Origin of the sequence: Myxococcus sp. CA039A (assembly GCF_013336645.1) — a bacterium.
GTDB lineage: Bacteria > Myxococcota > Myxococcia > Myxococcales > Myxococcaceae > Myxococcus > Myxococcus llanfairpwllgwyngyllgogerychwyrndrobwllllantysiliogogogochensis.
Window position 1 is genome coordinate 1 of record NZ_JABUMQ010000501.1, and the last position, 5,322, is coordinate 5,322.

Consider the following 5,322-nt stretch of genomic DNA (forward strand, 5'->3'; position numbering starts at 1 on the left):
TTCGTCCCCCGTGCCGAGCCTCGCGGCGGTCCCCACCCCCGCGCACGAGCCGAGCACGCGCTGGCTCGTGGGGATTCTGCTGGTGGTGGCCCTGTTGCCGCGGCTGGTGGTGTTCTTCCTCAACGAGAATCTCTACGGCGACGCGGTGGTGCGCACGGAGCTCGCGGAGCGCTGGCTGCGCGAGCCGCACCTCATCACCGCGTACGGGGATGGCGCGTACCAGTTCGGTCCGCTGCACCTGTACCTGGTGGGCGTGGCCCTGTCGGTGTTCGACAGGGAGGTGGCGGGGCGCGTGGTGAGCCTGCTGTTCGGCGTGCTGTCGGTGGTGCCGCTGTTCGCGCTGACGCGGCGGCTGTTCGGCTGGCGCGAGGGCGTGGTGGCCGGGCTGGCCTTCGCCGCCTGGGGCATGCATCTGCAGTTCTCCACCACGGCGGGCAGCGAGGCGGTGTCGCTGTTCTTCATGCTCGCCGCCTTCGCGCTGTACGCGGAAGCGGTGGACGAGAACCGCTTCGCGCCGCTGTTCCAGGCCGCGCTGATGCTCAACCTCGCGTGCGCGCTGCGCTACGACGCGTGGATGTACATCCCGCTGCTCTGCGTGGCGTTGGTCTTCAGCAGCCAGGACAAGGTGGCGGCGTTGACGCGCGCGGTGGGCTTCGGGCTGGCGTGCCTGCCGTTCCCCCTGCTGTGGATGCAGGGCAACGAGCTGATGCACGGCGACCCGTTCTTCCCCGTGAAGGCGGTGGAGGACTTCCATCGCAACTGGGTGCTGTCCTCGGCGGGTTCGGGGGCCGCCATCGGGTGGCGGGTGCAACAGCTGTTCTTCTGGCCCGGGGTGGCGCTGCTCACCCTGTCGCCGGGCGTGGCGTTGCTGGGCATGGTGGGCATGGTGAAGGCGTGGAAGGCGCGGCCGGACACGCGCTGGCTGGTGGCGGCGGCGGTGGTGCCCACCGCGTACTTCACGTTCCGCGCGGTGGTGCTGTTGAACTTCGTGCCGCTGGGGCGCTTCACGGTGACGCAGTTGGTGGTGCTGCCGGTGTTCGTGGCCTTCGGCTTCGCGGCGCTGGTGGGCAGCAAGGGCGAGGGGCTGCGCAAGGCGGTGGTGGGCGTGACGGCGGTGCTCGCGGTGGCGCTGCCGGTGGCCATGGGCCTGTTCACCTTCCACGCGGAGGGACGGCTGCAGGACTCCTTGCGGCCGGTGAGTCCCACGTCGACCAACCCGGTGCCGGTGATGCGGGTGGCGGACTTCGTGAAGGAGCAGGTGGCGGCGAAGGGGGGCGCGGTGGCCCTCGACGACGACCCCAGCTACATGGACCTGCAGGTGGCCTTCTTCTCCGGGCTGCCCGAGGAGCGCATCGCCCGCGTGCGCTGGGACACCTTCCGCAAGCGGCTGGCGGAGGCTCGGCCGGAGGTGTTGGTGCGCTTCGACCAGGGCTCGCTGGTGAAGGACCCCGGCGTGAAGCTGGAGGGCCGCACGCTGACGCTGGATGGCGTCGGCTACGAGGAGGTCGAGGGGTTCATCGCGCCGCTGCACGTGTACCGGCGCCGCGAGTAGCGGGGCGGCAGCCTCAGGGCTTTCGGGGCGCTGCCCGCTGCTTGCGGAAGAACTCCACCTGCCACTGCTTCACGAGCGCCTGGTGGCAGGCGTAGGTGGGGCAGAAGAGGTGCGTGCCGTCGTTGCGTGACACGAAGAAGAGGTCCTCGCAGGCCATGGGCGCGAGCGCGGCCTGGAGCGCCGCGGCGCCTGGGCTGGCGATGGGGCCTGGAGGCAGGCCCGACACCCTGTACGTGTTGTACGGGTGCGGCGTCTGGAGGTCCGCGCGGGTGAGGTTCTTCGTGAAGACGCCGCGCAAGAGGCGCATCGCGTAGAGCACCGTGGGGTCCGTCTCCAGGCGCATGCCCTTGCGGAGTCGGTTGTGGAAGACGCAGGCGATGCGAGGCCGCTCCTCGGGCGCTCCCGTCTCCTTCTCCACGATGGAGGCGAGCGTGAAGGTCTGCAGCAGGCTCAGCTTCACGCCCGGCTGCCTCGCCGCGTCCGCCTTCCGGTATTCCTCCAGCGCTCGCGCCACCATCTTCCCGAGCACGGCCTCTTCGCCTACGCCCTTGGAAAAGGTGTACGTGTCCGGGAAGAGGAAGCCCTCGATGGACTTCGCCGGCACGCCTGCTTCTCTCAGGAAGGCCGCATCGGTGGTGAGCGCTTCGAGCTTCTGGAGGTCGAGGCCGATTCCGGACGCCGCGAGCAGGGGGAGGATTTCCTCCGCGCGCAGTCCCTCCGGCACGGTGAAGCGGTGCAACTTCACCTGTCCGGTGACGATTCTCTCCAGGACCTGGGCCGGAGTGATGGGGCCCTGGAATTCGTACTCACCGGCCTTCAGTCGGGGCCCGAATCCCTCCTGGCGCAGGTAGCGATAGGTCCGCTCCTCGTCCGGCACCACGCCTCGGGCCGCCAGGAGCCGGGCGAGCGCGCGAGGCCCCGTGCCAGGAGCAACGTCCACCGTCACGGGCGCGGGCAGCGCGGAGGGCGTGTCGGCGAAGTCGTCGAGGTGGCGCGCTTGCTGGAAGTACCAGCCTCCCACGCCCGCCGCCGCGAGGACGGCGAGCGCGAGCACGGCGACCAGGGCCTTCTTCACTCCGAGGGTTCCGAATCGTAGTCGTCGTAGTCATCCGCGTGCAGTGCCGTCTCCGGGGGGCGGCGGGCGTCCAGCCAGCCCTGGAGGATGAACTGCGCGGCCACCTGGTCGATGACCTCCTTGCGGCGGGCTCGGCTGACGTCGGCTTCCAGGAGCGTGCGGGTGGCGGCCACGGTGGACAGGCGCTCGTCACACAGCTCCACCTGGACACCGAGGGACTGGGCCACGGCGTCCCCGAACTTGCGCGAGGCCTCCGCGCGCGGGCCCTCGGAGCCGTCCATGTTGAGGGGCAGTCCGATGACCATGCGGTCCACCTCGTGCTCGCGCGCCAGGGCGCCGAGGGCGGCGAGGTCCGCCTTGAGCGAGGTTCGTCGGATGGTGGTGACGCCCTGGGCGGTGAGACCCAGGCCATCCGAGACGGCCACGCCGATGGTCTTGGTTCCGAAGTCCAAACCGAAGGTGCGCATGTGCCGGGGACCATAACCGCAATCCTCCGTCGCGGACCGCTCCGTCCGACGTCGGGGACGCGCCTTGCCTGTCAGTCAGGCTAACCGACGGAATTCGCTGCGACGACGTGCGAGCCGTCAGGCGGCATCCCCTCTGCAAACCCGACGGCCCATCGCACGGCACTGCTTCCAACACGCCGCGCGGGAGGGCTCATGGTGGACTTTCTGAAGGGCGCGACGAACCTGCTGGCCAGCCCGGAGGGCACGGCGATGAATGGGGCGGGTGACGCGGGGGGACTGCCGCCCCTGGTTTCCAACTCCATCAAGACGGCGGCGGGCGTCGCGACGGGCAACGTGTTGTTGGCGGCGAGCGGCGTGGTGGGGGTGGCGGAGGACTTGAAGAAGAACCCGCCCGCGAAGACGGAGTACGCGTCGGCTTCGGGGGGAGCGGCGGCGAAGACGGAGGGCTATGCGGCAATCCTGCCCACGGGCACCAGCGCGCTGGACCCGAAGATGCTGGATTACGAAGACGCGCTGAAGGTGCTCGAGGCGAACTTCGACCAGCTGGACCTCGCGGATGGAAAGAAGTCCGGCTCGCTGTCGAAGGACGAACTGCGGCGTGCGGCCAACGACGCGAGCCTGTCCCCGCAGTTGCGAAGCGCGGCCCGCTTCCTGACGGAGAACGCGGCGTTGTTCGAGCGGGTGGATTCGAGCGGGCTGCTCGCGCGGTTCATGCCGGTGGTGGGGCGGCTGTACAACGACGACCGCATCAAGCTGTCGGGAGTGCGCTCGGAGCTGAAGCGCGTGGGCGAGGAGTTCGCTCGCTACGGACGACCGGAGCGCCCTCGGACGCCGAAGCCCGAGCCGGAGACGTGTCCGCCCTCGACGGGGACGCCAGGCACGCGCCCTCCCACCACGGGAGGCCCATCGCCGGGCACTCCTTCACCGGGCACGCGTCCTCCGTCCACGGGTGGCCCTTCGCCGGGCACTTCGTCACCGGGCACGGGGGGAGGAACGGGCCCGGTGGGTGGCGGTGGCAAGCCGCCCACGTCGAAGGACCCGGATTTTCGCGAGTACCTCGAGGCGGTGGCGGTGCTGCGCGACAACTGGGGCACGTTCGACACGGCGTCGGGGACGAAGGATGACCGCGTCACGCGCGAGGACATGGCGGCGCTGCTCTTGAGCCCCGCGGCGTCCTCGACGCTGAAGAAGGCCGCGCAGTTCTTCAAGGACAACCCGCTGTACTTCGACCGGCTGGAGATGGCGGCGGGCATCGACGGCCGCGACGGCATCATCGGATTGCTGGATGTGAAGGCGGAGCTGGCACAGTCGGGCGGCTCGAAGACGACGACGTCCCCGTCGAAGGGCTCGAGCGCGCGCTCCATCGTCGACAACCCGAACATGAGCATCGAGGACAAGGTGCAGGCCATCCTCGGCTCCATCTCCACGGAGACGGACGCGGAGATTCTCCAGGTCATGGAAAGCATGGCGAGCGCGGGGGAGGACCGCGCGGCGCTGGGCACGTCGGACGCGGACAAGAAGAAGGCGGCGACGCTCGACGGGAACATGCGCGAACTGGAGCTGCGGCTTCAGCGACTGCTGGAGAAGCGCAAGTCCATGTTCGACCTGATGAGCAACATGTCCGCGAAGTTCAACGAGATGGCGAAGACGGCCATCTCCAACCTGCGCGGGGCCTGAGGAGCCATGGGACGCGTCATCAAACACGAAGGGGCTGAGGCGATGCGGATGGAGAGCGGCGCGGTGCAGCGGATGAAGTCCTTCGCGCGGGGCGAGGCGACGTGGGCGGAGGTGGAGGGGATGACCTTCGAGGAGGCGAAGGCGATTGCGCAGGTGGGGTGTGACCTGGCCGCGGCGGGGCGGCTGGAGGAGGCGCGCATCCTCTTCGAGGGCCTGGTGGCGGGGAACCCGAGGGACGCGGGGGCTCGCGCGGCGCTGGGCACCGTGTACCAGAAGCTCGGGAGGCTGGAGGAAGCCATCGCGGAGTACAGCGCGGCGCTGGCGAGGGATGCCGCGCATCCGGTGGCGCTGGCGAATCGGGGGGAGTTGTACCTGCGCAAGGGGGAGCGGCAGGGGTTCACGGATCTCTCCAACGCCGTGGAGGTGGACCCGCACGGTGAGACGGCGGCGGGCCGCCGGGCGAGGGCGCTGGTGAAGGCCATCACCCTGGTGGCGGTGGAGAAGCTGAAGCAGGACGCCCAGCAGCCGTAGCTGGGCGCGGGGGTGGGTGT

At 69.8% G+C, this 5,322-nt stretch carries 5 protein-coding genes; 3 read left to right on the forward strand and 2 right to left on the reverse strand.

What is annotated here, in order from left to right:
- Nucleotides 1-10 precede the first annotated feature (10 nt).
- Nucleotides 11-1,552 (forward strand): glycosyltransferase family 39 protein, encoded by a 1,542-nt coding sequence (locus tag HR086_RS44375; protein WP_174468663.1) that lies wholly within the window; start codon nucleotides 11-13, stop codon nucleotides 1,550-1,552.
- A 13-nt stretch (nucleotides 1,553-1,565) separates the two neighbouring features.
- On the opposite strand, the gene mltG is transcribed toward HR086_RS44375, so the two are convergent.
- Together mltG and ruvX are read right to left on the reverse strand one after the other, a co-directional pair.
- Nucleotides 1,566-2,627, reverse strand: coding sequence for an endolytic transglycosylase MltG (mltG, locus tag HR086_RS44380; RefSeq protein ID WP_174468661.1), 1,062 nt, complete (start codon nucleotides 2,625-2,627; stop codon nucleotides 1,566-1,568).
- The gene (gene ruvX / locus HR086_RS44385) at nucleotides 2,624-3,094 is read right to left on the reverse strand and encodes a Holliday junction resolvase RuvX (protein ID WP_141644905.1); all 471 of its coding nucleotides are present in this window, start codon (nucleotides 3,092-3,094) and stop codon (nucleotides 2,624-2,626) included. Before ruvX ends, mltG begins: the two co-directional genes overlap by 4 nt.
- A gap of 192 nt (nucleotides 3,095-3,286) precedes the next feature.
- Between ruvX and HR086_RS44390 the strand changes: the two genes are divergently transcribed.
- Together HR086_RS44390 and HR086_RS44395 are read left to right on the forward strand one after the other, a co-directional pair.
- Nucleotides 3,287-4,771, forward strand: coding sequence for a hypothetical protein (locus HR086_RS44390; RefSeq protein ID WP_174468662.1), 1,485 nt, complete (start codon nucleotides 3,287-3,289; stop codon nucleotides 4,769-4,771).
- Between the two features lie 6 nt (nucleotides 4,772-4,777).
- Nucleotides 4,778-5,302 (forward strand): tetratricopeptide repeat protein, encoded by a 525-nt coding sequence (locus tag HR086_RS44395; protein WP_141644907.1) that lies wholly within the window; start codon nucleotides 4,778-4,780, stop codon nucleotides 5,300-5,302.
- Nucleotides 5,303-5,322: the final 20 nt, after the last annotated feature.

Excerpts from the sequence above, each read along its gene's own strand:
- ruvX (WP_141644905.1), bottom strand. The coding sequence starts at position 3,094 with ATGCGCACCTTCGGTTTGGACTTCGGAACCAAGACCATCGGCGTGGCC.
- HR086_RS44395 (WP_141644907.1), top strand. The coding sequence starts at position 4,778 with ATGGGACGCGTCATCAAACACGAAGGGGCTGAGGCGATGCGGATGGAG.
- HR086_RS44390 (WP_174468662.1), top strand. The coding sequence starts at position 3,287 with ATGGTGGACTTTCTGAAGGGCGCGACGAACCTGCTGGCCAGCCCGGAG.